The 23,004-nt window shown below is 57.0% G+C and carries 21 protein-coding genes and 1 tRNA gene; 8 read left to right on the top strand and 14 right to left on the bottom strand.

The annotated features are described in order from the left end of the window. Positions 1 to 206: 206 nt before the first annotated feature. The 7 genes from LOC70_RS03720 to moaA all read right to left on the bottom strand — a co-directional run bounded on the left by LOC70_RS03720 (position 207) and on the right by moaA (position 7,176). Positions 207 to 280 (bottom strand) — tRNA-Arg (locus LOC70_RS03720). Between the two features lie 97 nt (positions 281 to 377). Then, positions 378 to 1,427, bottom strand: a complete 1,050-nt coding sequence (locus tag LOC70_RS03715; protein WP_230251926.1) for an AAA family ATPase — start codon at positions 1,425 to 1,427, stop codon at positions 378 to 380. Beyond that, positions 1,424 to 3,079, bottom strand: a complete 1,656-nt coding sequence (locus tag LOC70_RS03710) for a hypothetical protein (RefSeq protein ID WP_230251925.1) — start codon at positions 3,077 to 3,079, stop codon at positions 1,424 to 1,426. Before LOC70_RS03710 ends, LOC70_RS03715 begins: the two co-directional genes overlap by 4 nt. Positions 3,080 to 3,087: 8 nt before the next feature. Beyond that, positions 3,088 to 3,885 (bottom strand): DUF4129 domain-containing protein, encoded by a 798-nt coding sequence (locus LOC70_RS03705; RefSeq protein WP_230251924.1) that lies wholly within the window; start codon positions 3,883 to 3,885, stop codon positions 3,088 to 3,090. Between the two features lie 98 nt (positions 3,886 to 3,983). Beyond that, positions 3,984 to 4,997: a hypothetical protein gene (locus LOC70_RS03700; protein WP_230251923.1), complete on the bottom strand. Its 1,014-nt coding sequence runs from the start codon at positions 4,995 to 4,997 to the stop codon at positions 3,984 to 3,986. Continuing rightward, positions 4,987 to 6,105, bottom strand: a complete 1,119-nt coding sequence (locus tag LOC70_RS03695) for a stage II sporulation protein M (protein ID WP_230251922.1) — start codon at positions 6,103 to 6,105, stop codon at positions 4,987 to 4,989. The genes LOC70_RS03700 and LOC70_RS03695 overlap by 11 nt, the downstream gene beginning before the upstream one ends. Positions 6,106 to 6,165: 60 nt before the next feature. Next, positions 6,166 to 7,176 (bottom strand): GTP 3',8-cyclase MoaA, encoded by a 1,011-nt coding sequence (moaA, locus tag LOC70_RS03690; protein WP_230251921.1) that lies wholly within the window; start codon positions 7,174 to 7,176, stop codon positions 6,166 to 6,168. A gap of 74 nt (positions 7,177 to 7,250) precedes the next feature. On the opposite strand from moaA, the gene LOC70_RS03685 reads away from it, so the two are divergent. After that, positions 7,251 to 7,463, top strand: coding sequence for a hypothetical protein (locus LOC70_RS03685; RefSeq protein WP_230251920.1), 213 nt, complete (start codon positions 7,251 to 7,253; stop codon positions 7,461 to 7,463). 74 nt (positions 7,464 to 7,537) lie between these two features. On the opposite strand, the gene LOC70_RS03680 is transcribed toward LOC70_RS03685, so the two are convergent. Then, a complete protein-coding gene (locus tag LOC70_RS03680) occupies positions 7,538 to 8,836 on the bottom strand; it encodes a prepilin peptidase (RefSeq protein WP_390888992.1) in 1,299 nt (432 codons plus the stop codon). 377 nt (positions 8,837 to 9,213) lie between these two features. On the opposite strand from LOC70_RS03680, the gene LOC70_RS03675 reads away from it, so the two are divergent. The 4 genes from LOC70_RS03675 to LOC70_RS03660 all read left to right on the top strand — a co-directional run bounded on the left by LOC70_RS03675 (position 9,214) and on the right by LOC70_RS03660 (position 12,223). Beyond that, the gene (locus LOC70_RS03675; RefSeq protein ID WP_230251918.1) at positions 9,214 to 9,699 is read left to right on the top strand and encodes a TadE/TadG family type IV pilus assembly protein; all 486 of its coding nucleotides are present in this window, start codon (positions 9,214 to 9,216) and stop codon (positions 9,697 to 9,699) included. Between the two features lie 15 nt (positions 9,700 to 9,714). After that, positions 9,715 to 10,218 carry a TadE/TadG family type IV pilus assembly protein gene (locus tag LOC70_RS03670; RefSeq protein ID WP_230251917.1) on the top strand — a complete coding sequence of 168 codons (504 nt, stop codon included), beginning with the start codon at positions 9,715 to 9,717 and terminating at the stop codon, positions 10,216 to 10,218. A gap of 105 nt (positions 10,219 to 10,323) precedes the next feature. Next, entirely contained in the window at positions 10,324 to 11,628 is a 1,305-nt protein-coding gene (locus tag LOC70_RS03665; protein ID WP_230251916.1) for a vWA domain-containing protein, read from the top strand. A gap of 55 nt (positions 11,629 to 11,683) precedes the next feature. Beyond that, the gene (locus tag LOC70_RS03660) at positions 11,684 to 12,223 is read left to right on the top strand and encodes a hypothetical protein (protein WP_230251915.1); all 540 of its coding nucleotides are present in this window, start codon (positions 11,684 to 11,686) and stop codon (positions 12,221 to 12,223) included. A 43-nt stretch (positions 12,224 to 12,266) separates the two neighbouring features. On the opposite strand, the gene LOC70_RS03655 is transcribed toward LOC70_RS03660, so the two are convergent. The 6 genes from LOC70_RS03655 to lpxB all read right to left on the bottom strand — a co-directional run bounded on the left by LOC70_RS03655 (position 12,267) and on the right by lpxB (position 17,544). Further along, a complete protein-coding gene (locus LOC70_RS03655; RefSeq protein WP_230251913.1) occupies positions 12,267 to 12,836 on the bottom strand; it encodes a phosphatidylglycerophosphatase and protein-tyrosine phosphatase 1 family protein in 570 nt (189 codons plus the stop codon). A 13-nt stretch (positions 12,837 to 12,849) separates the two neighbouring features. After that, positions 12,850 to 14,274: a dihydrolipoyl dehydrogenase gene (gene lpdA, locus LOC70_RS03650; protein WP_230251910.1), complete on the bottom strand. Its 1,425-nt coding sequence runs from the start codon at positions 14,272 to 14,274 to the stop codon at positions 12,850 to 12,852. A 189-nt stretch (positions 14,275 to 14,463) separates the two neighbouring features. Continuing rightward, complete coding sequence (locus LOC70_RS03645) at positions 14,464 to 14,607, bottom strand: hypothetical protein (RefSeq protein WP_230251909.1); 144 nt, start codon at positions 14,605 to 14,607, stop codon at positions 14,464 to 14,466. Then, positions 14,604 to 15,266 (bottom strand): hypothetical protein, encoded by a 663-nt coding sequence (locus LOC70_RS03640; RefSeq protein WP_230251907.1) that lies wholly within the window; start codon positions 15,264 to 15,266, stop codon positions 14,604 to 14,606. The genes LOC70_RS03645 and LOC70_RS03640 overlap by 4 nt, the downstream gene beginning before the upstream one ends. 133 nt (positions 15,267 to 15,399) lie before the next feature. Continuing rightward, positions 15,400 to 16,200, bottom strand: coding sequence for a hypothetical protein (locus LOC70_RS03635; RefSeq protein ID WP_230251906.1), 801 nt, complete (start codon positions 16,198 to 16,200; stop codon positions 15,400 to 15,402). Positions 16,201 to 16,251: 51 nt separating this feature from the next. Continuing rightward, positions 16,252 to 17,544 carry a lipid-A-disaccharide synthase gene (gene lpxB / locus LOC70_RS03630; RefSeq protein WP_230251905.1) on the bottom strand — a complete coding sequence of 431 codons (1,293 nt, stop codon included), beginning with the start codon at positions 17,542 to 17,544 and terminating at the stop codon, positions 16,252 to 16,254. A gap of 203 nt (positions 17,545 to 17,747) precedes the next feature. Here lpxB and LOC70_RS03625 point away from each other — a divergent pair, with 203 nt between their 5' ends. The 3 genes from LOC70_RS03625 to LOC70_RS03615 all read left to right on the top strand — a co-directional run bounded on the left by LOC70_RS03625 (position 17,748) and on the right by LOC70_RS03615 (position 22,664). After that, positions 17,748 to 19,688, top strand: coding sequence for a sensor histidine kinase (locus tag LOC70_RS03625; protein WP_230251904.1), 1,941 nt, complete (start codon positions 17,748 to 17,750; stop codon positions 19,686 to 19,688). Positions 19,689 to 19,698: 10 nt separating this feature from the next. Next, the gene (locus LOC70_RS03620; RefSeq protein WP_230251971.1) at positions 19,699 to 21,048 is read left to right on the top strand and encodes a sigma-54-dependent transcriptional regulator; all 1,350 of its coding nucleotides are present in this window, start codon (positions 19,699 to 19,701) and stop codon (positions 21,046 to 21,048) included. Positions 21,049 to 21,200: 152 nt separating this feature from the next. Further along, entirely contained in the window at positions 21,201 to 22,664 is a 1,464-nt protein-coding gene (locus tag LOC70_RS03615) for a sulfatase family protein (RefSeq protein ID WP_255715337.1), read from the top strand. The last annotated feature ends 340 nt before the right edge of the window (positions 22,665 to 23,004 follow it).

Below are 23,004 nucleotides of genomic sequence, written 5' to 3'. Positions count from 1 at the left end.
CTTGACAACGTGACCGCGCCCAGGGCCGACGGCGGCCCCTCCTTTGACTGCGCACGTCAGCGCAGTTTCTTCCTCGAGACGAAGCAGAACCCGACGGACATGATCGTGAAAACGCGACGCTTGAGCCGAAGCAGCAGACAGGTGCAAATCGTGGAGTGGACGAGCGCAAAGAAAAAGCCGGCTGCTTGATGCAACCGGCTTTTTAGTACACCCCACTGGATTCGAACCAGTAACCTTCGGTTTCGTAGACCGATGCTCTATCCAGTTGAGCTAGGGGTGCTTCTCAATGAAAAACGAGCGACTCGTCACCGCGTCGCTCGCGTGGGCGTGAAAATATCGGGTGATCGATTTTCTCGCAAGGGGGAATGGCACAAGTTTCAGTTTCGAGGGACGTCGATTCCGCGAATCATGGCCTTCAATTCCTCATCGACGTTGCGACCCTCAATTTCGGCCTCCGCGGTCAGCGAAACGCGGTGCCGCAAAACGGGCAATACGATTTCGATGACATCGTCCGGAACGGCGAAATCGCGGCCGGCGAAGGCGGCGATCGTTCGGGCGGACTGCATCAATGCAATGCCGGCTCGAGGGGATGCCCCCATGTGGAACGCGGGCCAGCTTCGTGTCGAACGGATCAGCGAATTGATGTACTCGACCAAACGATCTTCGACCCGGACGCGGCTGCAGATGGAGATGACTTTTTGCACAACATCGGGATTGGTGATCGGGCGAACCTCCTCTTCCAAACGCTTGGTGAAGTCAACTTGTTGTGAATGCAGCTTCAGAATCTCGGCTTCCTCCGACGCACTCGGGTAATCCACCATCAACTTGAACATGAACCTGTCCAACTGAGCTTCCGGCAGGTTGTACGTGCCTTCGCTTTCGAGCGGGTTTTGTGTCGCCAGCACCAGGAACGGTTTGGGCACCGGGTGGCTGGTGCCATCAATCGTGACGCGATACTCCTGCATGATCTCCAGCAATGCCGCATGCGTTTTTGCCGGCGAGCGGTTGATTTCGTCCGCCAGGAGAAGCTGCGTGAACACTGGTCCCGGACGAAATCGAAATTCGCTTTTCTGCATGTCAAAAACCGGCGCACCGGTGATGTCCGAAGGCATCAAGTCCGCCGTGAATTGAATGCGTCCAAATTCACAACCCAAGATCCGACCCAGCGTTCGCACGAAAAGGGTTTTGCCCAAACCGGGAACGGATTCGATCAACACGTGACCGCCGGAGAACAAGGCGGTCAGCGTGCCCAGCACAAGTTCGTCTTGGCCGACATAAAGTTTGGCCACCTCGGCTTGGATCTGCTCAAACAGCGATTTGATTTTCGCGAATTCGGGCGAGGGCGCGGGGCGATCGGCGATCGGTTGCGATTCGCCGGGTTGCGAATCGTCGTTGGGCAAAATCGGAGGCAAGGAAGAATCGTTCAAGGCGTCTTCTCAGGTGTCTCGGGTGAGGAGGGTTGTTCAGGAGCGGGTATGTCAGTGTTGGCGTCGGTGGTTGTATCCGAACCAGCCGTGGAAGCGGAATCCACGGTGTCATCGACTTCCGAGGTTTTGTCCGACGGAGGTTCGTCGTTCGATCCGCTCGCGTCGGAGACGGACATCGGCGTTGATTTGGAATCCTTCGTCGATGGCGCCTCGGTTTCGCTTGGCCTGGGTGGCGTGGACGATGGCACATTCGGGAACAACTCGGATTCGCCGCGAACTATCTTCATGTAGTGGTTAATCTGTTCTTTGGCGTAATCCAGTCCTCCCGCGCGGCGCATCAAGATCGCCATCGCGTTCAAGTGATTGCCGAAGTGGGTCGAGCGATGGTAGATGACACGTCGCGCTCGGCCAAAGGTGGGAAGCAGCATCAGACAAATCACCACGCCAAGAAACAAAGCGTGCATTGTGATCAGGCTGATGGGCCAAGTCGTGAGCAGCTCCATTCCTGTTTGCGATGGTGCACCGGGTTCCGCGTCGGAGATGGCAACCCAACTCTTGTCCGTGTTGAAGAATCCGATGCTGACACGTTCGTCGCTGCCGACCCGAGATCGGTTCAGGATCTCCTGCCGAATCGTGTCGGCCATCTTCATGGCGGGTTCTTCGGTCATCGCGAAATTGGTGAGCAGGCCACCACCGGCGACGACCAAGATCTGTGAATCCTTCCATGTTTCGGAGGTGACTCGACCGAGGATGGTTTGATCGTTGAAAGAAGCCAACGTCTCGAACGTGATCTTGGAACGTTTGGGAAGAACGGACTCTTTGTCGACGCCCATCTCATCCAACAGCTCGCCAAGTTCGTCCTCCGCCGAAGTCGGCTCTTCGTCGGCCGAGTCATTCGTGTCAGCGGCGTCGGCGTCAGAAAGCTCTGCTTCGCCATCGCTGCTCGCGGAACCACTGCCACTCGATAGACCGGACGTGTTGAGGGTGATTTTTTGGGAGAACGGTTGCAGTTCGTAAGAGACGTCTCGCCGGTCGCCGAGTGGCTGTCGAGCCGGCAATGCTTGAGCGGTGAACCATTTGGAAACGGTCACGTTGTCACGTTGCGAATCTTGCAACAAGCGGTTGTTGATCTGCTCGGCGAGTCGTCGACGGTACTCCAAACGTTGCTCGGGAGGTGCAAGCTTCGCGGCTTCGCGGTAGTACGCTTCGGTGCTGCCTTCATCGGGCACGATGAACACAACCGTGCGATGATTGCTCCGCATCCACTTTTTCATCCACGACTCGATGTCGACCAAGTTGGGTGGCGGCCAAGACTCGGGGATCCAGACAATCGCATCGTGTTGGTAAGCACGCGATGAAAGTCGCGAAAGGTTGCGCTGTTTCAGCTCGGCATCTTGCCACTCGTCTCCGAGAGCTTGAACTTCGCTCGGCTCGAGCTCTCGCGTCAAACTTTCACGAAAGCCAGCGAAACCGTTCAAACTGGTTCGGCCCTCATTCCCATCGGAACTGCCATACTCCGTTTCGAAGCGGTTGCAGCCGAGCATGCTGGCGAACGAGACAAGCAGCATCGCCCCGGCAAAGACTCGAAACTGGGCCAATCGCGGACGGCAAACAAAAGCGTGACTTCTGCTAACGGAATCGTATTTCTTCACGGCATGCATCACGCTGCTCCCGTTTTCTTTGGAGAGCTGGCGTGTTGAATGTCTTGCTCCATCGCTTCGTTTTGCTGCCACAACCGTTCAAATTCGGATTGCGAGATTTCGTGCCGACCGAAGTAGGCTCGCTCAAACGACGCCACAGTTTCTTGCAACCGTTGCCCGGTCATCGGTTCCGAACGACGCGTTTCGCGAACGTAGCGGCTGTTGGTTTTTCCGCGAGCCAGGCGAAGCCAATGCACTCGGTCCAGCAATAGAAGTTGGTGGCCGAAGAGATAGATGATCGCTTCGTTGTATTGGCCTTCCTGCATCAACTTTTCCGCTTGGCCTCGCGGATTGACGGTGGTGTCCCGCAAGGCTTCCGGCAGATGTTCCATCCGTTGGCGGGTTTGTTGATCGAGTTGCTGCCCGGTGATGAGTGACTGTTCGATGGTCCCGGAGTTGAAGTCAAAATCGCTGTTGGCAAAGACCCAAACCAACACCGAAACCAAACCCGTCAGCAGAGCAATTAGCATCAGCCAACCAAAAAGTCTGCCCCACGAGAAACCGCCGGTGGTCGCCGCGGGGGCTTTCGCGGCCTTGCCGCCGGTGGTGGAAACCCCGGTCCAGCGACTGTCTCGGTTTTCCGTGTCGGACCGTTGATCCTCGACTTCGACAGGCAGAATCTGCCCCGTTTGTTCGTCGTACCAAGCGGAATCTCTGACGGGCGATTCAACGGCGGCGTCTGCGGTTGGCGATTGAGCCGATGCGGAGTTCATCGCTGATCCGAGCAAGCAGACAATGCCCAGCAGGACACACAACATGGTCTTTCCGCAACGCAGACGTGTCTGTCGCGAAAAAACGTGCGTGGCAGAAAGAACGCTTCTCGCGTGAGTGCCTACCCGTGAGGTGTTGAGCTGGATCATGCTTCCACCTCGATGCCCATGACCGTTTCTTCCTGCGGGCTGGCTACCTCTTGCGAGACCGGCTCGACTTTTTCAGCAACGGTGGCGACCGGAGTGGTGTTCATCGCGTCTTCGCCAAACTGCCGGATGGCTTCGGCGCGGATGGCGAGTTCGACTTCCCAGCCTTCTAAACGAATGCGAGCGTCCAAGTAGCCAAGTAAACGAACGACGACACTGAAGGCCGCGATCGACCACAGGGCCAGCGGATAGAAAATGACCAAGGCCACCAAGTCGGCGGACCAGTTTCCCGTCGCGACGCCGCGAACCCAAATCAGCGAGTAGTAAATCGATCCGGTCAACGCCATGGCGGAAAACGCGACCGCCAAGAACCGGCCACCGAGTTCACTGACCATCGGTGTGTGCAGCCCCTTGGAGCGTCGTTTGAGTGTGATCACGTTTGGCGAGCGAGAACGCAAAGGACAACGTTCGAGAATTAGCATTTCCGGAACGAAGGGCCGATTGCTGCGAACGATGGCGACGAAGATCACAACCACCCAAGGCAGAATGTAATCGAGAAAGGCATTGGGTTCGCTGCCAATCCGCAGAACAAGAAACGCGGTGGTGGGAATGGCCAATCGTTTGAAACCGAGTACCCAGATCAGAGGGCCTTTCATCTTCCAAATTTCCGCGAACGTGTCGCGAAGCGTGGGTTGTTGTTCGAAGACGGCTTGGCCCAGGTAGTAAGTCGAGAACGCTCCGGCCAGCGGCGTTTGCAGCACCACCAAGGCGGCCATCCATGTCATGTAGCGGACCATGTCCGAGAACGATTCGTCGGTGAAGAACTCGTCCGATGCGATCCGAAGTGGTAGAAAGATCAGCAGCAGTGTATTGATCACCATCCAGGGCGCGGCCCCGGCAAAGAAAGCCCGAGTGACCGCGACCGGGTAGCGACGAACCATGCGGAGGCCCAGGTCTCCGATTTCCGAGAGCGTGCGGACTCGGATGGCGATGTGGGTGCGATCAAGCTGCACTGGGACTCACACTTTCGCCGAGGGCAACGTCGTCGGGTGAGTCGGTGGTGGTCGCCTCGGCGGCGGGCTCGTCGTCCAAGAAATTCAGCACCGTTTGAACGGATTCCCGTTCCGCGAGTGAACTGCGATTGCCTGGGAAACCGAGCACCACAAAGTAAAAACTGATCATGCTGGACGACATCACCGACCAAGCCGCTTTGAAGGTGTAGGCGAGCGGGCTGGGCGAGATGAATCCTTCGGTGAACGCGGCGAGCACGAACAAAACGGCGGAAGCGGACATCACCGGAACCGCTCGAACGGCCGCGCGACGCACCGAGTCCACACGACTCAAGCCGCCGGTCGCAAACAGACCCATTCCCAATCGCAGTCCGGCGGCGGCGGACAGAGCGATCGCCGTCAATTCGAACGGACCATGCGCCGTCACAAACTCAAAGAAGTTGTCGCGACTGGCGTTGTCCTCTCGTGCCATGTAACCAAACACCGTCCCGAGCGTCACCGCGTTGCTGGCTAAAATGTACAGGCAAGGAACAATCAAGATCCCGTAGGCAAAACACTTCAGCCCTATGCCGGTGTTGTGCATGATGTAGAAGCTGGACATCTGGATGTAGTGATCCAAACTACCCACGAGTTCTTGTTCGTACATCTCGTCCATCTGTTCCAGCCCCGCATCGCCGACAACCACGTTGGCAAAATCCGGGAACAGTGTTTGTTGGTAACCCAAGTACATCGATAGGGCGAACAAACCGAAGAAGACCAACGTGGCAACGCGGACGCAAGCATCACCGTAGATCTCTTTGGGTGCCACACGAAAGATCATGTCGAACCATCCCATCGGTTCGAACTTGCCGGCTCGATAGAGCTGGTTGTGCGACCGTGCCACCAACCGATGCAGGTAGGTCACCGTTGCGGGAGGCAATTGATAAGCGTCGGCCAAAGCCAAATCAGCACACGCGCCGCGATACAGTGTTGCGAATCGCACGATCCCCGCGGCGCCTTTGTATTGAGGCCCCGCCTTGTCGGTTCGTCCTCGAACTTCCATCGCTTCGCAGAGGCGTTCCAATTCGCCCCAGTTCGATCGTCGTTTCTCGAGCAGTTTGGCGATGTTCATGCCGGCGATTATAGCGAAGGAAGTTAACGTCGGGTGGGCCGGTCGTAGCGAACCGAACCACTATCCGCCAATCGCATGCATCGCACGGTCGGGTGGTTGGAAATCTTCCGAATCAATGCCGTGAGCGGCGTGCTTTTCGCCCACACAGGCCGCGAAGGTTTGTAGCAAATCTTCATCACTGCATCCGGCTCGCATCATGTCGCGAAGCGGCGTCTCGGTTCGAGCGAACAAACAGTTCCGCAGTCCGCCATCCGCCGTCAAACGCAGACGGTTGCAGTCACCACAGAACGGACGCGTTACCGAACGGATGATGCCGATGGTGCCCTGACGACCATCGCTGGTGATGGTGAACGATTCGGCAGGGGCTGATGGCGTGTCACGACCGATGGGTTCGATCGGACCAAACGCATCGGACAAAATCCGCAAACATTCGTCTCCCGATAGCACGCTTTCTGTTCTCCAAGCTCGGTCGCTGTCGAGCGGCATGAATTCGATGAAACGCAGAACGACGCCGCGAGCCACAGCGAATCGAACAAGGCTTACAAGCTGCGTTTCGCTGAGATTTCGAATGGCAAGCGCATTGAGTTTGATGGATTCGAAACCGGCCGCGATTGCCGCATCAATTCCAGCCACGACTTTTTCGACACCCGGCCGGCGAGTGATCTTTTGAAACAGCGTTTCATCGAGTGTGTCGATTGAAATGTTGAGTCGCCGAAGTCCCGCGTCTCGCAGTGCGGCGGCGTGGTCAGCCAGCAACATCCCATTGGTCGTCATCGACAGGTCGTCCAATCCATCGATGGAAGCCAACATGCGGACCAGGTCGACGCAATCCCGGCGGACCAACGGTTCGCCACCCGTCAACCGAATGTCGCGAACACCGCAACGATGCACCATCAGCGTGGCCAGTCGGCGAATTTCTTCAAACGTCAGCACGCCGCTGCGAGGCAAGAACTCAGCGTCGTGTTCAGGCATGCAGTAGTAGCAGCGGATGTTGCAACGATCCGTGATGCTGATGCGAAGACTGTCGTGACGCCGACCAAATCGATCGACCAATGCATGCGAGGCGGTCATGGTGTTAGGTTAACCGGCGACGCGCCATCACGCGATGCGACACTTTCTGCTTCACCTGACAGTTTGCAACCACCATGCCCGACGATTGGGACGATGAACCGGACGAATGGGATGCCGACACATACAGCGAGGAATGGGACGACGATGATTACGAAGAATTCTTGTCGCGGGAATTTCCTGATTCGACCGAGCGTCAATCCTGGGCCGGTGGGCGTCGCCTCTGGCACTGGACGGTTTGGGTGTTGGTGATCGTGTTTGTCGGAGGTTACTTGTTGGCGTTGATGTGAGAGTTGCCACGATCCTTTTCGGCTGCTGCACAAGATGGCCCGCTCTCAATGAAAGTGTGGGGGCGCTGCTGGACTCATTCCGGATCGGGCAAAACTCGTTGACGCAGGGTTCGCGAAACCCACATCATCCCGGCTAGCAAAGGTGGCATGACCAACGCCATCCACAACAGCACGTCGCCCATCAGCAACAACGTGGTGCGAAAGCGTTCGTTGTAGACATCGTCCCAGAACCACACGACCAACAGTGTTCCCAAACAGAGATAGGGTCCGAACGGAGTCCTGGGGTCTCGGGTGAGCACGAACACGATCAGCACGATCAACAACGCGGCCATGGGCGAGACAAAGAACGCCAGCGTGCTGCCTTGCCATCCGATGACGGCGCCGACCATGGCCATCAACGTCACGTCGCCGAAACCCATGGCTTCCATGCCGATCGCCCAACCACAAACCAGTCGCACGACCCAAACGATTCCTCCTCCGACCGCCAAGCCCACCAGAGACGTCATCATTCCCATCCAACCCAGCGGGCTGGTGAAGTAAACCGCGGTGATGACGATGGAACCGATCAACCACATCGCCGTCAACCATTTCCAACTGTTGTTGCGGGTCAGGCCCAACCAGAAATACCCCCAAGCCTTGGACCATCCGCGGCGGAGGTAAAAACGCCGGTCAGCCAACGCAAAGCACCAAACGGACCAAATCAACAAACCGGTCGCCAGTCCTTGTGGGCTGCTCCAAAACGGCGACAAGCCAAACGGATGATTCGCCAACACCGGTGCGATGCCTTCGACCGAATTGACGACAACCAATCCGGGCAAGAAGGCGAACGGAGTCAACGTACCGATCAGGATCGCGATGATCGTCCCGGGGATGGTGATCAAATCAGGAATGGTTCGTTCGTCGAAGTCAATGAACGTCGCGGACACCAACCAGACCAACACCACGGCGTGATAGAAGAACAACCAAACCATCCAATCCGCACAAGCTGCCTTCGTCGCCGCGGTGACTCCGGATGGCAACAGTTGCCCGTCGAGGTAAGCGTGGAACATCCAGGGGTAGACCGCCGCCATGCTTAGCTCAATCAACAACGGCCGAATCCAAAAGCCTCGGCCAAACAGTTCCGATTCCCGACGCAGTCGCAACCAACCGAAGACTGGAATGCGATCAAGCCAGGTTCGTGGCGGTAGCGAGCGTGAAATCGTTTCAAACTCCGGCCGCAACGGCCATCGTTCGCGATCCACCCACGGGGAGATCGGACGTGGGTACCAGCACCAAGTCGGAATGATGTGATTGGCGATGGCGCCCGCGATCAGACCGATAGCTGCCAACACAGCACACTGGACCGAAGTCGACAGCGATAACCAAGCGGCCATCAAAGAAGCCAGCCACGCCGGTGTGATCTCGGCGAAATAAATCGTGCTCGATTGAATCGCGTCTTGTCGCCAGCCGTCGGTTGATTGCGTGAACTGAAGCAACGCCCGCGAAGGACTCAACTGACCTGCGATCAAATTGGAAACAGGTGCCGGAAGGTTCGTGAGGATCATGCGGGCGTTAACGTCCGTTGCCAAAGGGTGCACATAAAACGTGGCAGGGCGAAGAGCCTAAAAGGTTTTTCAAAAATTTTCACGCCCGGGTGCATTTCCAAAGCTAGGTTTCCCATAGAGACCCTACTCGGAGATCCCCCGATGGTTCCCGTGGAGGCAATCCTCGCGAATATTCACTGAAATCCATGTCTTTGGCTCAACGTACCATGAACCCCGTTCTTCACGCCTCCAAACGAACGCGTCACGGCTTTCTCACAGCCGGCCGGGCGCGTTCGGGAGGCCACCTGAATCAGCCGCGACGTGGAACGGCGACGGCGGAGATTGCGTTCTGCTTGCCAGTCTTGCTGACGTTCACGTTTGCCACGGTTGATTTGTGTTCGATTTTCTTCTTGAAGGAAACCGTCGCGATTGCTGCGTACGAAGGGGCACGTCGCGGCATCAACCGTGGCGGCACGAATGAAGCCGCCGCCGCTCGCGTTCGAGAAATTTTGGACGAACGCGGCGTTGAATACGGCGGCAACGTGATGCAGATGGAAAACAGCACGTTCAGCACGGCGGACACGTTGGAACACGTCACCGTCGTGGTGACCGTGCCGGCCGCTGGCAACCTTTACGCCCCGGCGGGTCTCTACGACGGATTGCAGATCTCCCATCGAATCACGATGCGGAAAGAATTCGCAAACCAAGAATAAGCTCGGTGCCCCACAATGTTTGAACCTTCATCCAATCAAAAACGCATTCCCGGCCGGCACCGCCCGCGCCCGACGATGCTCGCTCGCCCGCCTCGCCGCAGCAAAGCCCAGCGTGGTGCTCTGGCGCGAGCCGGTGCAACGCTGGTCGAATTCGCGATCGTCTGCAACATCCTTTTGCTGACCATTTTCATGTGCATGGAATTGGCTCGCATGAACATGGCTCGCAACTTGGCTCAAGATGCTGCTTACTACGCGGCGCGAACCGCCATCGTTCCGGGCGCCACCGCCGAAGAAGCCCGCCAAGAAGCCGAAACGATCATGCAGTCGCTGTTCGCGAATGGTTACGAAATTGAGTGCACGGAAATCGACGACGATGCGGAAGAAGTCACCGTGACCGTCAGCATCAATCTCGACGACGTCGCGTTGTTCACGCCAATGTTCCTAGGCAACATCCAACTGACTTCGTCCGCCACGATGCAGACCGAACGATACAACGGCTTCTTCCGAGTCGACAACTGATACGAACTTTTGCTGAAGCTATTCAGCTTTGAACCAACCGAAAAGAGTGATCCGGGGGGATCTTCTTACGCTTTCCTTTCCAACCAATTGTTTTGGAGAACTTCGATGATCCTTTCCCCCAACGCACGGCGATTCGCCTTGACCACACGCGAAGATTCGCGTCGTGGTGGCATCACCGTGTTGATGGCATTCGTTCTTCCGATGCTGGCGTTGCTCGCCGCGTTCTGCATCAACATGGCACAAATGCAGTTGGTGAAGACCGAGCTGGCCATCGCAACGGACGCCGCGGCTCGTGCCGGTGGGCGTGCCTTCAGTGAAGAGCAAACCGTGGATGCCGCGAAGACGGCCGCGCGTTTGACCGCTGCGATGAACGAGGTCGCCGGGGAGCCCTATCAACTGAACACGGACGACGCGGCGAACGAATTTGAGTTCGGCGTGTCGGCTCAATCCGACGGGCAAACTGGCCGCTTCCACTTCACCAAAGTCCCCACCAGCGACGTGGCGGACAACTTGGTCGCGGTCAGCTCCGTTCGCGTGACGGGAAAACGCACCGCCGACTCATTGATGGGGCCCGTGCCGTTCATTTTCCCCAACTCGTTCTCGATCAGCGATTTCAAACCGCAAACCTCCGCGGTTGCGATGCAGGTTGACCGCGACATCAGCTTGGTCTTGGACCGCAGCGGATCGATGGACTGGAAAACGTATGACTGGCCCGATGGCATGGACCCTTGGGAAGAAGACAGTTTGGTCTCCGCCGAGGATGCTGGCATCGTGCGTTTGGAATGGCGTTATCGCAACGGTCGACCGGACTACATCCGCCGCGTTCGTTACAACTCTGGCTACGACCAGTACGACCTATACGATCACGCTTGGGAAGAACACTTTGAGCTGGGGCCGGCTCCCAACACACCTTGGGAAGACTTGGTGTTGGCCGTCGATGCGTTCTTGCGAGTGCTCGACGAAACCCCTCAGAACGAACAGGTTTCCATTGCCAGCTACAACAGCCACGGCACTTTGGATTGCTGGTTGCTAGACGACTTCGCTTCGGTGCGTGCCGCGGTCGATCAGCTTGGGCCGAACGGTTCAACGGGGATCGGCAACGGCATGAACTCTGGTAAACGATCGTTCGAACATCAAAACGCTCGTCCGTATGCGTCCAAGACGATGGTGGTGATGACCGATGGGAATCACAACTACGGGACGTCGCCGGACACGGTGGCTCGCCAGTTGATGACGTCGCAGAATTTGAACATTCAAACCGTCACTTTCGGTGGTGGTGCCAACCAACAAACAATGCAAGATGTCGCGGTGATTGGGTTGGGCAAACACTACCATGCCGATTCCGGTGACGAACTGGTCAGTGCATTCGAAGAGATTGCCAACAACCTGCCAACGATTTTGACTGACTGATCGTTTTGTTACGAGAATTTCGAAGCAGGTCACTTCGCGTGACCTAGAGTACAACATGAAATTCACGTCGACACACAACCGTCTTTCGCCTGCATCCGGAACGGGATCGTCCCAAAAGGAAGCCTCATCGAATTGGATCGGCAAACTGCTGATCTTCTCGGTGCTCTCCGTTGGATCTCTCGCCGGATGCATTCTGTTGTTGCGAAACACAGTTCAGTGGGTGAGTGCTCGACCAACACCCATGGTCGAGGCTCAACCGACCAGCACCGCCGCGACGCGTCCGTCCGACGAGGACTATTCGGCTCGCAAGCGTCGCAACGAAGCATTCTTAGCGGATGTGAAGCAAGAAGACGCTGCTTTTTTGCGTGATCGCCAACAGCGTGTATGGATGGAACGCAGTCGTCAAAAGCCGGATCACCGAAACGCGTTCGCGATCTGGAAGACTCAAGTCGAGCGTTTGGAAAACAAGGTCGCGGAATTGGCCAAACAAGAAGACTTCTACGACGAAGACGGCAACGTGCTAAAGGACAGCATCCTTTGGCACCAACAACAACGTTTGGAATCGCTCAGCCAAGACCCGCCGCCGACCTACTGAACGCGGGCGCAGGACCATGCGGGCGCAGGACGCATGCGATCGTTCAGCGGGCTTCGGCCGGTTGTTGCTCCGCAAGATGCCGAACGAACTCTTGCACGACGGGACGGGTTGTCAGTCGCGGGTTGATGTGAGGTCGCTTTTCCAGCAGCCAAGCTTGGGCTTCTGCAGGCGACATGTCTCGGTGAGCGATCAGCCAACAAATTGCAATCGTCGCGCTTCTTGCTCGCCCGGCTTTGCAGTGGATGTAGACCGCTTTGCCTGACTGCGTGATCCGCTGGATGAAGTCGACTCCCGTGATCACGTCCTGCAGACTCGGGTGAGTGAAGTCCGTGATCGGAAGATGCAGTTGCTCGATTTCGTGCTTGGCGTACTGCTCCACCGGGCCGCAGTACTCTTCGCAAGTGTTGACGACGCCGCCCACGTTTAGCTCGGCCATCTTGGCGACGTCACGAGCGAACGGGCGGGCACCGACGATGACTAGCGGATCGATCCAGTCGAACCAGTTGCGGACTTTCAGCCAACGTCCCAGCAACATGTTCCACCACAACGTCGGCAAGAACACCACGCGTGCGTAGGTTCGACGCCAGAATCCGGATTGAATCGGTCCGCTCACGAGTCGAACCTGATCACGCCGTGTGAATCGCTCGGTCATCCACCGCCAAAGCGGCTTCGTGAACCGCTTCGGACAACGTCGGGTGAGCGTGGCAGGTGCGGGCGATGTCTTCGCTGCTGGCACCAAACTCCATCGCCGCTGCGGCTTCGGCAATCATGTCGCCGGCGCGGGGGCCGATGATGTGAACACCAAGAACACGATCGGTGGCGGCGTCGGCCAAGATCTTGACTCGTCCGTCGATGTCGCCCAGCGTTCGCGCGCGACCGTTTGCTCCGAGCGGACAAACGCCTTTGTTGTATTCAATGCCGGCTTCTTTCAGCTCTTCTTCGGTCTTGCCCACCATCGCGATTTCGGGATGGGTGTAAACGATGGCGGGGATGACTTCGTAATTCATCTCGGCACCGATGCCGGCCATCTTTTCCACGCACACCACCGCTTCTTCCATGGCTTTGTGAGCCAACATGGCTCCGCCAATGCAGTCACCCGTCGCGTAGATCCCGGGCACGGAAGTTTCAAACTGATGGTTGACTTGGATGAAGCCGCGTTGATCCGTCTTCACACCGGCGGCTTCGAGACCGAGATCTTTGGTCGCCGGAGAGCGTCCTGTGGCCAGCAAGACGCGATCGCAACGAATGGGATCACCGTCTTTGATTTCAATCACGCACGGTTTCTTGTCGCCCGGCTTGGGATCGACTTTCGCGGAAGCCACCATGGTGCTGGTGCGGATGTCCAAACCTTGTTTCTTAAAACTGCGATGCGCCAGGTTCGCCATCTCTTTATCGAGGCCCGGCATGATGCGATCAAAGGCTTCCAGCACGATGACCTGGCTGCCCAGTCGGTTCCAAACGCTGCCGAGTTCCAAACCGATGTAGCCGCCGCCAATGACCACCAACACTTCAGGAACATCGGGGAACGACAACGCGGTGGTGCTGTTGCCGATGCGGTCGTTGTCTTCTTCAACCATCGGTAACTGTGCGGGGACGCTGCCGGGGCAGAGCATAATTTGATCGGCAGTGATCAATTCGGGTTGGCCGTCTTTGGCGGCCTTGCTCGGTGTGATCTCGATGGTGTCCACATCTCGCAACCGCCCGCGACCGTGGTAAGCCGTGACGCCTTTGCGTTGAAACAGCATGTCGATGCCGCCGGTGAGCGCGTCAACAATGCTTTCTTTGCGTTTCATCATCACATCGAGATCCAACTCGATGCCGCCAACCTTCAATCCGTGGTCCGCGAATTTGTGCTGAGCTTCCTCGTACAGGTGGCTGGATTCCAGCAGAGCCTTGCTGGGGATGCATCCCACACGCACGCAGGTGCCACCGAACTTTGGGTCATCTTCGATGCACGCCACATCGATGCCGAGTTGTGCTGCACGAATGGCGGCGACGTATCCAGCGGGACCACCGCCGACAATGACGAGTTCGTGACGGGCCGTTTTCATAGCGTTTGAATCGAGGGCGTTGGCGAGAAACGAAGCTTGGACTGCAAGAACGGATTGCTCCTGCGTATGGGGGCCTGCTTCACCGAACCGGAAAAGCACCGGCGATCAAAGTCAGACAGGCTCATGCGGTCCGGCAATTCATGGACAGAATCCGAGCGGACCGACAGAGAGATTGTCAAGCAATCGACATCACTTGTCGACCGGAGCAACGCCGGAACGTTGGGCATCGCGGCAGAATTGGTCTCGCGTGGCATGTCCAACGCGAGCCATCGAGCGACCAACCAACATCTGGAGGACTCGTCCGCGAAGATCGGAGGAACGAGAATCGGTCATTGGCTGGCGATGGCGCCGTCCAGAGCGACGGTCTCGGCAAAATCGTACGGGTGGAAGACGCGACCAATGCGTTCCGCCAACATCTGCAGGTACAGCTTGCGGAATTTGGATTCGGTCGTTTCGCTGGTATACTGGCCCGCGGTGGATGGAAATGTGAACTCGTCGATTTCTTTGCGGAACACCACCGATTCTGTTTCCACGTCCAACAAGGTCAACGTGACGGCGGCGGTGCCGCGATACAGCGTGGCTCCTTCGCGAAGCTTCATGCCGCTGAGTTCGATGGCCAGCACCTTCTCGGCCTCGACGCCTTGGCCGATGTCCAGGAAGTCCGAATTTTCCCAACCGTGCGTGTCGCGATACTCCTGAATCTCGTCTTCGCGGACGAGGCTGATGTCGTCGATCTTTCGCAACAGGATGTCGCTGACTTTGCGAGACAGCAAGCGAGCCGCGATGTCTTCGCTGTATTGGCTGCGATCGGTGAAGGTGACGACGGCAACCTTCGAATCTTCCAACAGTTCGCATTCGGCAGGAATCTGGTCGGCACCCATGGCGTGCATGAGATTGGACATCAGGCCCAGGCATCCCGTTTGAGTGAGCAACAAACCGGAGACCAACAAGCACACCGCGGTGCGTGAAAGAAGTGTGAACCGAATTGGCATGATGACCGTCAATGAGCAAGCGACGTGAAAACGACTCGATACCCGGTCGTACGCATTGCGGTCGTCTGGATGCCACCCCAATCGAGCTTTCGATGGTGAATTGAAGCCCGAATTGTTGGCCTGGGCGTTTCGCCTACAGAACCGACGGAGCCACGATCAATTCGCGTTCGACCTGGAACAGCGACACGTGCCAGTCAGCTTCTTCGCCCTCATATGCGGGGCTCCATTCCAATTCGACTTGGATCACACCGTTGAACTTGCCGGATGGATCACGCCAATACGTGTCGACTTTTTCGCGGCCGTACTTCTGAAACACGCGAGGCCGACGGTCGAGTTCCCACTCGGTATCCAGGCCCGCCTTTTTCACGTCGGCGTAGGCTCCGCTGCGAAAATTCTCCAACTGCTCCATCGCGGATTCGTCTTGCGAATAAGCCTCGTTCAACTGCATCGTTGCCACCTGACGGTTCGGCTTGGTCTTTTGCAGTTCAATCGCGAGTGATTCCTCACCTCGGGCCGCCAGTTCCAAATACTGGCGAGCGAAGTAGACGGCTTGGTTCCCCAACGTCCGTGATTTCAGGTGGTGGACAAAGAAGCCCGTCGATCCGAACAAGCATGCCAGGACCAATCCGATGCGAGCGGCCAGAGTCCCAACCGGTTTGGTGCGACCATCATGCTTGCGCAAAGCAAACAGGCACAACGCGATTGCCAAGACCGGCAGAACCAACATCGGTTTCGCGACGGCCGCGGTGAAACTGCAGATCGCGACCAGCAATCCAACGAAAGCACTGATGCGAACTGGTGCGACGTCTTCGACCAGCACTTCCTCCAGTGCCGATTCTTCGCCCATGCGAGGAACGTACTTTTCGCGGCTGGCGGCGGTGGCTTTGGCGGCACCGCCCAAGAACAACGATTTAGACGATTCGGGCTGATTCATTGCGACGCGAAACTGAGGAGTAGGGCCATGTTGGACGATGGACCCGGGCTGTTACGCAGCTCGTCGCGAATCGGTTTGCTCGGGAACGGAAATCTTTTGCGGCAGCGTTTCGTCGCCCCATTGCGATGGCATGGCTTGGCTTTGCCGGCCGTTTCCACTGAGCAATTTTTGACGAAGCAGGTCCGCCGCGCGACGCGAGGCACCGGGCAACGCGTGTTCTTGACGCAACTGTTTCAGGTCGCGTTGCAGTTTGGCGTAGTAGAACTTGTCCTGCAGCATGGCTCGCATGGTTTCCGTCAGGAAATCCACGGCTGGTTGGGGATCGCCAACCGAAATGAATTCAGGGAAGAGTTTGCGTCCGGCCATCAAATTGGGCAGTGTCACGCTGTCGATTTTCAGCACCCGTTTGCCGACGGCGTGCAAGACTCGTCCGACGCGGTAGATCACCGCGGCGGGAGTTTGACGAGCCAGCAATTCCAGGCTGACGCTGCCGCTGACCATCATCGCGCAGTGCGACGCCTCGATGATCTCCGACGTGCAGTCCACGTAGAAATCGATCGGAAGATCCTGATCCGCGTCGGTCATTTGCTGGCGACACCATAAACACTGCTTGTCGCGATAGGCGGCCACGGCGAATCGAACATCTCGCCCGGATTCTCCCATTTCGCGATACAGCCGACGGATGGTCTCTAGTTGAATCGGAAAATTGTTTTTGACTTCGTGATCTCGAGACCCGGGAAGCACGGCAACGATTCTCTCGCCGTCCGTTTGTTGTTGGTAGAACTGCCGCATAACGGCGTTGTCCAAAGCTTGTTCTTCCACCGCATCGAAAAACGGGTGCCCCACCAGGCTGACTGGAATCTGGTGCTTGCGGAAGAAGGTTTCTTCCACGGGCAACACCGCGACCACGTGATCGACGCTGCGTTTCATCTTGCGAACTCGCCAGGCACCCCAAGCCCATAACTGCGGCGGGCAATAGTAATGCACCGGAATGCCGTATTTCTTAGCTCGTTTCGCGATGTGCCAATTGAACCCGGGGAAATCCACCAGCACGACGCCATCGACGGCGCCGGAGCGAAAGATGTCTTCGGCTTGGTCGGCAAAACGAAAGAACTCACGCAGTTTCGGCAGGACTTCCACGATTCCAACGACCGCGTGTCGAGTCAGGTCGAGATCGACGCGGCAGCCGGCGGACATCATCGACGGGCCGCCAAAACCACGGCAGATGATTCGCTCCGATGACGCTGGCGATGCCCCGTCGGGGTGCGTCAGTTGGCGGATCAAACGAGCCGCGTGTTGATCGCCACTGGGTTCGCCAACGGAAAAGAAAATCGTCTTGGTCACGCGTGACATTCCCCGGTGATCGTGGAGCAAAGTTCAGTCTCGCGGTATAGGAAAATCGTGCGGACGATCGCAAGTTCGATCGGCCGGAAACGGCCCCTGCCGAGTCTGCTTGATCCGCTCTTGCGATTCGTTCCGGGCAACGATACGCTTCGCAAAGTTGAACAGGATGTTTCACGCTGAGGTGGTCAAGGAGGCCAGTCCAGATGCCAGAAAACAGCCCCCCGGGAGCGGATCGTGCTCCCGAAATTGGGTCGGCGTCAACGGTCGTCAATGGAAACGCCGCGGCGGAAACCAATGCGGACACCATCCCCGCATCCAGTGCGGCGGTGACGGCGGATCCCGCCCACCCGACGGCGGAGGAGTCCGCTCAGAAATGGGCTCGTCGCAAACGTCACCCACGCACCGATTCCGGTGTCTGGCGAGTTGGCAACCAACGCCGACTGTTCAAGTGGCATTCGATCCAAGGCAAATTGCTGACGGGAACATTGGTCCTTGTCACGTTGATCATCACGCTGGGCGTGGTCGGGATTTTGGGTCTGAATCAGTACAACGATCTGGCTCAGGAAATCAGTGCCCGAGCACGGGAACTGCCGTGCGCGAACCAATTGGCCCAATTGGCCGCGGAAGCTCGTAGTCACAACCGGCGTCTGTGTCAGATCCGTTCCGAAGCCACGATGATCGACGCCTACGGCGTTTCCTCTCGCAACCGCCAAATCGAAGATCATGGCTTCCAGGAATCCATGAAAACGATCGGCGAAGTGCTGGACGAGTACGAGTGGGTGGTCAACGCCAAGCTGGCGGTCAACAAAGACAAATCGCCGAACACCGTGCTGATCGATCCGCAAATGCAGGCTCGCGCGGTCGAGGGAATCCGCAGCACCTACGACGACATTCGCGTTCGCCAGGACATGTTCCACTACAACATCCTGTTGGAAGGCAACGGGGTGAACCGTTTGGACGAAACTCTGGGTGATCTTGAAAAGCTGACGCAGGAACACCAGCAACTGATTCACGAAGAGATGTCGGCGTTCAGCGATCACGTCAAGAACGAATACCGACTCAGCAATACCATCGCTTGGGTCGCATTCGGTGCGGCGTTGGTCATCGCTCTGCTGATGATTTGGATTTTCCACACCAGCGTCCTGGCACCGTTCAACACATTGGTCTTGGGAGCACGCTTGGTCGCGCGAGGCGAATTCTCGCACCGGATTGACCTGGGAACGGAAGACGAATTGGGCGAACTGTCAGAGATTCTCAATCAGATGACGGATCGCTTTCAAAACAGTTTGTCCCAGATTGAAAAGATGTGCGACGACTTGGACCAAGAGGTCAAGGATCGCTCGCAAGAAGTCATCCGCAATGAACAGCTGGCCGGGGTTGGTTTCCTGGCCGCCGGCTTCGCTCATGAAATCAACAACCCAATGGCCGCGATCGCTTGGAGCGCCGAAGCGATGGAGTCACGGATGAACGATTTGATGATGCTGCCCAACCACGAACGTTTGCTGGACGAGGAAATGTCCGACAACTGGCGTGAGAACTTGCAACGAATCGAAGGCGAAGCGTTCCGCTGCAAATCGATCATCGAAAAGATGCTGCTGTTCAGCCGCATGGGCCAAACGGAAAAGTCTAAGTTCGACATTGTGCCATTGGTCGACGACGTGCTGGAAATGGTCACCACGCTGGGCAAATACAAGTGCCAAACGGTGCGGCGATTGGGCGACGACTCCGCGGTGGTCTACGCCAACGACCAAGAGATCCGGCAAGTGGTCTTGAACTTGGTCACCAATGCTTTGGAAAGTGTGGATTGCGACGGCAGTGTGCATGTGCACGTTCACCAAGGCCCCAAGAATTCAACCGTGCGAGTCACGGACACCGGTTGCGGCATGTCCGCCGAAGTCCAAGCTCACTTGTTCGAGCCCTTTTTCACCCGCCGCCGCGATGGCACCGGGACCGGATTGGGACTCAGCATTTCCCACCGAATCGTTTGTCAGCACGGCGGCCAACTGATCGGCCGCAGCGAAGGCGAAAACCGCGGCAGCGAATTTGAGTTGCGACTGCCCGTCGAAGCCATCACCGAAGAAGTCTCCTCACCCGCATTCGAAGATTGGAAATTCCAACATGCCCAGCAAACCCAAGCAGCCTAGTGCCGACGGAATGCACGTGCTGTTCGCCGACGACGAAAAGCATTTGCAGGAACTGATGCGAACCGAGTTGCCGCGAATGGGTTACCGCGTCACGGTGTGCCCTGATGGCGAAACCGCGGTTGATGTGCTCTCGAAAGAACCGATCGATTGTTTGCTCGTCGATTTGGACATGCCGGGCATGAACGGGATCGAAGTCATCGCGAAGGCACGCGAGATTCGACCTGAAATCGAAGCCGTCGTGATGACTGGAAAACCCAGCCAAGACACCGCGATCAAGGCTCTGCGTCACGGCACGTTTGATTACTTGACCAAGCCCTGTCGTTTGGCGGACATCTCGGCGTTGATGGCTCGTGTGAGCGAACGTCGTGAATGGAATCGCACGGTCGCGGCTCTGCGTCATCGTTTAAAGCGAGCCGAAGGGCACTCCGATCTGATTGGCGAAAACCAATCGATGCTGGCCGTTCGCAAACTGATCTCGAAAGTTGCGCCCACCGAGTCGACGGTGCTGATTCGCGGCGAAACGGGTTGCGGAAAAGAACTGGTCGCGCGAGCCATCGCTGATGAAAGCTTGCGTAGCGAGCAACCCTTTGTCGCAATCAACTGCGGTGCGTTGCCCGAGACGCTGATCGAAAGTGAGTTGTTCGGACACGTCAAAGGTGCCTTCACCGGAGCCGACTCGGGACGCATGGGATTGTTCGAAGTCGCCAGCGGCGGAACGTTGTTCCTGGATGAGATCGGTGAACTTCCACTGGCAGTGCAAGCCAAATTGCTGCGAGTCTTGGAAACCGGCGACATCCGACGGCTGGGTGACAATCAATCGATCAAAGTCGACGTGCGCGTCGTTTGTGCGACTCACCGTGACCTGGAAAAAATGGTCGACGCCGGCGAGTTCCGCGAGGATTTGATGTTCCGCATCAACACGTTCGAACTTCGTTTGCCGTCGCTTCGTGATCGCATCGATGACTTGCCAGCACTGGCTGAACACTTGCTGCGGCGGCACCGTGCCGATGGCACCAGCGGCAACCTGTTCACACAGGCGGCCATGGACGAATTGCAATCGCACCAATGGCCCGGCAACGTTCGTGAGCTTGCCAACGTGATCGAACATGCTTCCGTGCTCTGCGATGCTTTGCCAATCGACGTCGAGCATTTGCCCCAGCACTTCTCGCGACGTCAACTGCGAGCGGACTTGGCCGACACGGCTCCGATGACCATGCGGGAGATCGAGGCGTTGGCGATCAAGCGATCCATGGAACGGCACAACGAAAATAAGAAAGCCGTCGCCGAAGAGCTGGGGATCTCGCTGAAAACGCTCTACAACAAAATCAACGCGGCGGCGGAAGCCAGCGAAGCCGCCTGATTCATCCGCGACGCGACAATCACATTCCATTCAAGCGGCTCGAGCTCTGGTTCGAGTCGCTTTTTTCGTGATAGCCAGCCAGGATGCTAGCTTCGCGAAAAACCGGCGGGTAAGATATGTTCGCACGAGCGGCCTTGGTCGTTCTTCCTTAAATGCGTTCATCCCCAGAACTGGTTTGCTGCGATATGTCGTTCTCGTTGAGAATCCTTGTTGCTTCGATTTGGTTGTTGTCGTGCGTCGGCTTGACGTCGGCGGAAGAGGTTCGACCGAACTTTCTGATCGTGATGGCCGACGACTGCACTTACAACGATCTGCCGATGTACGGTGGGCAAAACGCCAAGACACCCAACTTGGAAAAGCTCGCTCGCGAAGGCATGACGTTTGATCGCGCGTTTCTGGCGGAGGCGATCTGCCAACCTTGTCGCGCGGAGTTGTATTCGGGGCTGTATCCGATGAGCAACGGATGCAACTGGAATCATTCTGCCAGTCGCGGTGATATCGAGAGCATGCCTCAGCATCTCGGCCGCGAAGGTTACCGAGTTGGATTGGCGGGCAAGGTCCACGTTTCGCCACGCAAGGCGTTTCCGTTTGAGATGGTCGACGGATGCGACAAGAACTGCGTTCGCAATCCGACTCGTGAGATGAAGTTGGATTCGATTGCCGAATTTATCAATCGCAGCAACGAACGATTTTGTTTGGTGGTGGCGTTGGTCGAACCGCATGTGCCTTGGGTGATGGGCGACGCCAGTGCTTATCCACCCGATGAACTGAAGTTGCCACCGAACATCGGTGACACGCAGGAAACCCGCGAAGCGTTCAGTCGCTATCTCGCGGAGATCACCTACATGGATCAACAATTCGGGCAGATCATGGAGGTGCTGGAGGAATCTGGCAAAGCCGATGACACGGTCGTGATCTTCACCTCCGAACAAGGCTCCCAATTCCCCGGTAACAAGTGGACGAACTACAACACCGGCGTGCACACGGGATTGATCATGCGTTGGCCGGGACGTATCCGTGCAAATACTCGAACGGATGCATTGGTCCAATATGCGGATGTGTTGCCGACAATGATCGACCTGAGTGGTTCCGTTTCAATTGACCAGCCAAAGTTCGATGGGAGAAGTTTTGAGCAGGTTTGTCGAAGTGAGGTCATGGCGCACAGAGAATATGCTTATGGCACGCACAACAATGTTCCGGAGGGACCGCCGTACCCGATTCGATCGATCACCGACGGTCGCTATCACTACATCCGCAACCTGCAAAACGAGAATCTCTACATCGAGAAACACTTGATGGGGATCAAGGGCAACGGTGAGCTGAACAACAAGTACTGGCAAACATGGGTGTTCGAGTGTTTCGATCAGCCCGAGTTGTTGCGTTTGATCCAGCGTTACCAACTGCGTCCGAAGGAAGAGCTCTATGACATCGCCAATGATCCGTACGAGATGACCAATTTGATCGAGCAGGATGAGTTGGCTGAGGTTCGGAATCGACTGAGCAACGAGCTTGATCGTTGGTTGCAATCACAGGGCGATCCCGGTATTCCCCAAGACACCCCCGAATCATTGAGAGCCGCCAAACAAGGCCGTCACCGTTTCGGCAACCACCCGTGACCAAGAGCAGCCAACCGTAGTTGCAGGCCTCCCAAACGATTCCGCACACGTCGGCACCCGTCACCCGACGATTCGACATTCGTCCGCCACGCCTCACCTGACGACTTGGTATTTGTAGGTCAGGTCTCACCTGACGCCCCGGCCGATGCTTCGACAGAAGCGAGGCGTCGTCCCTCGCACCACCCCGCCGGCCAACTGAATCGACATTGCTCGACCAGGTCACCAACGTCAGGCGGGGCCTGACCTACTGGTCGTTCCGGATCTATGTGTCATGCTGCGGATAGAGCGACTTGAGTTTGACTCGCGCATCTTCGGTGGTGAATCTCCAATTTGTGCCACG

It is taken from the genome of Rhodopirellula halodulae, assembly GCF_020966775.1.
GTDB classification, from domain to species: Bacteria; Planctomycetota; Planctomycetia; order Pirellulales; family Pirellulaceae; genus Rhodopirellula; species Rhodopirellula halodulae.
The sequence above is the reverse complement of the archived record's forward strand: the minus strand, read 5'-3'. Positions and strand labels throughout refer to the sequence as shown.